Here is a 5,034-nt window from a genome sequence, read left to right on the forward strand (position 1 = left end):
CAGCGGGAAGAACGGCGATATCCGCGCCATCTGGCGCTCGCTCAGCAAAAATAAATCACCCATCACAGCCTCCTTCTCGGAGACCGTGAATCACACATCAAACGGAATTAATAGGTCCTGAGCCTAGATTCCGAACTAAGAATAGCGTTCGCTTCAGCCTACTCCGCAAAGATGAGGGACGACCGTCAGCGGGACCCAACCGATGCCCAGCGGCGCGATCTCGCTCTGCTGGAACGCAAGATCATCGAGCCCCGTCTGGGTGTCTGCAGCCGGTATATCCAACAGACCCCGTCGAGCCCAATCGCATTGAGCAACTGCGCGATCTCGCATGGCGTTAAACGGTCGTCGGCCCCCCATTCACCAGCCGGACTGATCACACGAGCAACGAACAGGCTTATCGCGCCGCCGAGACGAGGACTAGACCGATCGAGTGTGGACGAGGACTAGACCGATCGAGTGTGCCTTTCGGTTAAGGTCGATAACGGCGGCTCGTAGCTCTCGTGGACGATCTTGTATCGGCTGATCACCGGGTAGTGAACTTTTCGCAAGTCCGTACGTTCAATGCGCGAAGGGACCGTGTTAGCAGGATCGATACGATGCGCTGGATAACAAAAGCATCCCTCTTTGCGGGCGTTGCTGCCATTTCCCTTTTGGCCGGCCCCACCTCATCACTGAATTTAACCGACGCAAGGGGCTTACGCGATCTCGTGCCCGTCCAATTGGGTACGTCTGCAGAGGCCCAAGCCCGAATTTCTGTTGGTATTTTCTTCGACCGCCTCGCTTCTCATGGACGCTGGGCAAGACACGGGTCGCACGGCTATGTCTTCGTGCCGTCCGGGCTCGATCGAGATTGGCGGCCTTATACGCAAGGACACTGGGCGTACACCAATGATTACGGCTGGTATTGGGTTTCCGATGAACCCTTCGGCTGGGCAACCTATCACTATGGCCGCTGGGGCTACAGCCGCTCCTATGGCTGGTACTGGGTGCCTGGCAATGTGTGGGCGCCGGCGTGGGTGACTTGGAGAACCGGCGGCGACTATGTCGGCTGGGCACCGCTCGCTCCGGAAGGAAGCGGCTATGCCTGGGGGGCGCCTTCCTCGTTCCGCCCGCCGGTCGCGGAAAGCTGGATCTTCGTCGAGACACGCTACATCTCGTCTCCGACCATTGTCCAGCACGTCGAGCCCATCGCGCAGATTCCAGTTATCCTCACGCAGGCGACCACCCGTGTGGACGTCCGGATCGAGCAGAACATCATTATCAATCAGCCAATCGAAATCTCGCAGATCGAGAACGTGGTCGTCGAGCCGGTCCAAACTATCAACTTAACATTCGTCGACGATCCCGATCAGGCGACGGCATCGGATGGCCAAGTCGTGGCATTCCAAGCGGACATCTCCGAAGAGGAACCGCAGGAAACGCCAGCAAACGTCGCGGAATCGGCAGAGCAGATCGAAGAGCCGGCGATCATAGAGGAGACGTTGGAAGACGTTCCCGCCGAGGCCGACGCGCCAAGCGCGGCAGAGGTCGAGGAGGACACCGGCGATCCAGCCGCTGATGAAGCGGGGACGGAAGAAGCACCCGCCGACGAGGCTCCTGCGGTACCCGACGCCGAGGCCCCGGCCACCGGGCAAGAGCCTGCCGCGGAAGGCACGACCGAAGACACACCTGCCGACGACGCCGGCGCTGAAGATCCGGCTTCCGACACTGCGCCTGAGGGCGAGCCTGCTGCTGAAACCCCTGCGGCGACCATGAAGTCTGACGGGGCCGAACAACCTGTTGGAGCGGAAGAGCAAACTGTCGAGGACGAAGCTCCGCCTGCAGAAGTGGTGCCGGCCGAGCCCGAGGAAGCCGCACCTGTCGAACGCGAACCTGCTGTCGAGGAAGCGGCCCCCTCCGAATCTGGGCCTGCTGAAGAAGCAGCCCCTACGGAGGCTGCGCCTGAGAATGGGACCACGCCCGCCGAAGGCGAAGCAGCGACCGAACCCGAAGCTCTATCCGAGGAGTCCCCAGCGGAACAACTGCCCGCGGAAGAGGGTTCGATGGAAGACGAAGGGTCAGCTCCGGCGGAACAGCCCGCCGACGCCGAGACGTGCCCCGAAGGCCGGGAAACTTGTTAGAAAACTCCTACCAGGCCGGTCTTGTGACCGGCCTGGATCTCCAGATGACGGATGCCCTGCTCTGGACCAAAAGAAATCCTCGCTTGCGATGGAGAGCGATGGCAGCGCGCGACTCAGGGACAATTAACGCTGCGCTGGCTCCGAACGGGTGCACAGCAGAATGCAGCGGCCCCAACAATGGCTGCTATTCCAGTTACATAACCCAACTCGGTCAGGCGAGCACGTCAGTTATAGCGTGACCGTTGATGGCGAGTCGGTACGGCTGACCAAAAAGGAATATAATCTACTCATACCGTTCATGCGCAATGCTGGACGAATTACGACCCATAAGGGCCTTCTACTGCAGCTCTGGGGGCCAGCAAACGAGAATGATGTCCAGTATCTGCGAGTCTTCGTAGGAAGGCTGCGACAGAAACTCAGGGATGATCCCGCGGCACCGAGATTTATATTGAACGAGCCTGGCGTAGGCTACCGTCTCTTGGATTAGAATATACGCTTTGCAGTCGATTACGATATCTTGATGCCGACCGGCTCGCCACTGTGACCAACTGGTGGCGAATCTGCGCTTACCGCTGATGCGCAACGCCTTGCGGCGCGGCGGGATGGGGGCCGACTTAAGACTGTCCGGTTTTGGGCGACGACGCCCGAATAGCTGCCATTGAATGCACGCGGATCTCGATGACGGCTCCCGACCCGATTGTTGCCGTTGAAGGTGGCGGTCGGAGCACCCAAAACGTGCCGTTCATTCAGCACCTTCCATTGATTTCAGCGGGCCCTTTTTCATGAGCTTGAGCAGACAGTTCGCGCCCGGTGTTTTATCGTGGCACCATGCGGATCGCGATCCATACGCTCGGCACACGCGGAGACTTCCAGCCCTATATCGCACTTGCTCGGGGCCTGATTGCCCGAGGTCATGAGGTTCAGCTTGCCGCTCCCATCCAGTTTTCCGGAATGGCCGCGGAGCACGATGTTCGCTTCATGGGCCTGCCAGCCGAATTTCTGGCGCTGCTGAACACCGCTGAGGGGAAGGCAGCTGTTGCTGGAGGAAAAGGGTTCAGCGCTGGCTTCAAGCTTCTCAAACAAGTCCGACCGCTGATGAGGAGACTGCTTGATGCCGAGTGGCAGATAGCTATCCGCTTTGCCCCCGATGTGATCGTCTATCATCCCAAATCGATTGCTGCGCCGGATATAGCCAGTGCTCTCGGCGTGCCGCATGTTCTGGCGTCCCCTGTCCCCGGCCTGACACCGACCTCAGCCTTCCCGACGCCTCTGCTTCCATATCCGTCATTGGGTCCCTTCAACCGGGTCAGTCACTTGCTTGCGACCCATGCGGCGGAACTGCTTTTCGCCAGCGAGTTGAAGGCCTGGAGACAATCGACGCCCGGTTTATCTGATCGGACGAAGCGAAAGCCGCGTGCAGGTACGCTTTACGCATACAGCCCGGCAGTGCTTCCCAAGCCCTCCGATTGGGGACCGGATGTTTTGGTGACTGGATACTGGTTTCTCGACGAGCCGGGCTGGCAGCCGGATCCGGCTTTGGAGGCGTTTCTCAACGCTGGTCCACCGCCGGTTTATTTCGGGTTCGGCAGCATGCCGGGGATCGACCCGGAGACGATGACCGGAATGATCCTTGATGCCCTCGAAATGACTGGAAAGCGGGGTCTGCTGGCAGTTGGCAACGGCGCAATGAGATTCGGCACGATGAGCGAACGCGCGTTTTTTCTCAAAAGCGCACCACACGACGTTCTTCTACCCAAAGCATCGGCTGCCATCCATCATGGCGGCGCCGGGACGACCGCTGCCTCCCTACGCGCAGGCCTGCCGACACAGATCATCCCGTTTTTTGGAGATCAGCCCTTTTGGGGGAGACGGGTTGCAGCTCTGGGAGCCGGCCCTGCACCGTTGAACCGGCGAACGCTGAGCGCCGGTATCATCGCTAACGCGTTGGTCGCAATGGACGGGCCGGCAATGCGATCTCGTGCGAAGGCGCTTGGCGCCGCCATTGAAAGCGATCGTGGGATCGAGGCGGCGATCGAATTCCTCGAAGGCGCGAGCCGTCGAACCAAAAGCTGATGTCGCTTCCGCAGAGAAAAGCCGCACCAAATAGCCTCATATGTTTTTCAAGAAGTGATTGACTGCGACTGAGCGCGCGTTTCTCCAAAGTGCTCTTGGGGGGTCAGCCGCCATTTAACCTCATCAGGTAGCGGCGCGTCTGCACGCGCCGCCATCTGAACTTAGACCAGCCGCTCGATGGCGGTGTAGGTCCCGCTGGTGCGCAAGGTCAGCGATACGGGTGCATCGCCACGATTGCGCCAGAACCAGCCGTGCTTGCCGGTGAAGGCAGCTTGGAGCTGACCGTCATCGGCGGCAACGCTGCGACCCTTTTCGTAGCTGATGTTCTGCCCACTGCCATCACCATGGGTGTCGTAGTTCACGGTGCCGCCTTCTGAGACGGCCCATGCGAAGGCCGCAACTTCACCTTCGACCATGGTCAGCTTGATCTCCGCGCCCTCGCCAGGCTGGAGGACGATGGTCATTTCATCCTGGCGCTGCTCCTGCGCTGCGGCGGGCGAGACGATCAGCGCGCCGATCGTGCCGAGGATGCTGGACTGGCGCTCGGGTGCCGGTGGTGCCGGTGGCGGCGGCGGAGCGACAGGGGCGACGACCGGGGCAACCGTGGTGGTTTCGGTGCGCGTCGAAGAACCAGTATCGACCGCAGGCGGATTGGCACGGTTTGCCGCGTCCATCGCAGCATCGGCTTCCGCTTCCTCGGCGAGCTGCATCTTAATCTCGCCCATCTCGGTAAGATTGAGAGCGGTGCCGACGCCTGTCGGATCAATCCCGTATTCGGACGGAAGCACGATGGTGACGAGGAGAGCTGCCGCGGTGACGGCGGCGATCGCGGTGGAGCGCA

4 protein-coding genes are annotated in these 5,034 nt (G+C 60.5%); 3 read left to right on the forward strand and 1 reads right to left on the reverse strand.

Annotated elements, in window-relative coordinates:
* Window positions 1–596 precede the first annotated feature (596 nt).
* The 3 genes from GC125_RS00400 (at window position 597) to GC125_RS00410 (ending at window position 4,193) form a co-directional block, all read left to right on the forward strand.
* Window positions 597–2,120, forward strand: a complete 1,524-nt coding sequence (locus GC125_RS00400) for a DUF6600 domain-containing protein (protein WP_353617024.1) — start codon at window positions 597–599, stop codon at window positions 2,118–2,120.
* Between the two features lie 160 nt (window positions 2,121–2,280).
* On the forward strand, window positions 2,281–2,607 hold the full coding sequence (locus GC125_RS00405; protein WP_151983227.1) for a winged helix-turn-helix domain-containing protein: 327 nt from the start codon (window positions 2,281–2,283) through the stop codon (window positions 2,605–2,607).
* A gap of 341 nt (window positions 2,608–2,948) precedes the next feature.
* Window positions 2,949–4,193, forward strand: coding sequence for a glycosyltransferase (locus GC125_RS00410; protein ID WP_151983228.1), 1,245 nt, complete (start codon window positions 2,949–2,951; stop codon window positions 4,191–4,193).
* 161 nt (window positions 4,194–4,354) lie between these two features.
* Here GC125_RS00410 and GC125_RS00415 read toward each other — a convergent pair.
* On the reverse strand, window positions 4,355–5,034 hold a 680-nt coding region (locus tag GC125_RS00415), incomplete at its 5' end, for a hypothetical protein (RefSeq protein ID WP_151983193.1).

It is taken from the genome of Rhizobium sp. EC-SD404 (genome assembly GCF_902498825.1).
Lineage (GTDB): Bacteria > Pseudomonadota > Alphaproteobacteria > Rhizobiales > Rhizobiaceae > Georhizobium.

Bases quoted from the DNA above. Each gene is read 5' to 3' on its own strand.
- GC125_RS00400 (WP_353617024.1), top strand. From the start codon at position 597: ATGCGCTGGATAACAAAAGCATCCCTCTTTGCGGGCGTTGCTGCCATT.
- GC125_RS00405 (WP_151983227.1), top strand. From the start codon at position 2,281: ATGCAGCGGCCCCAACAATGGCTGCTATTCCAGTTACATAACCCAACT.
- GC125_RS00410 (WP_151983228.1), top strand. From the start codon at position 2,949: ATGCGGATCGCGATCCATACGCTCGGCACACGCGGAGACTTCCAGCCC.